Below are 480 nucleotides of genomic sequence, written 5' to 3'. Positions count from 1 at the left end.
CCTCATACAGAATGTATGTTACAAAAACACTGGTTTTTGGTAATTAATAATTGTTTAAGAGACTTTTAGATTAATAGGAATTCTCTTATCCATATTTAATTTAAATGTTCCATATGGATTGACATGATTGTAAAACAAAGGTGTTAACCCTCTGAAATCTTCAGGAGTCATTTTCTTCAACCAATGTTGATTGTTGTGGTAAAGAATTTCCTGAACCATTAATGTATTCATATAAACTAAACAATTCTGTAGCAATTGAAGTGACAGAGCAGATACTTCTTGATCTTCTAGGGAATTGAAACGAATCTCACTATTTTTCCCATAAAAAATGTAATTGTTAACAGAATTCCAGTGTTCCACGGTATTAAGCCCCTCTTGGATTTCTCTACGTACTTCTTCAAAGTGTAAATAGTCACATAAGAAAATAGTCTTAATAGCTTTTCCTAATTCACATAAAGCTTGATACGTAGGATGGTTAGT

At 31.2% G+C, this 480-nt stretch carries 1 protein-coding gene; it reads right to left on the bottom strand.

Annotated features, from left to right (window positions below; translation table 11 throughout):
- Positions 1-54 precede the first annotated feature (54 nt).
- Positions 55-480, bottom strand: a 426-nt coding sequence (locus ACODS7_RS32540) for a Tn3 family transposase (RefSeq protein ID WP_488828688.1), incomplete at its 5' end; no start/stop codon positions are given.

The organism is Bacillus sp. FG16 (assembly GCF_057809515.1).
The sequence above is the reverse complement of the archived record's forward strand: the minus strand, read 5'-3'. Positions and strand labels throughout refer to the sequence as shown.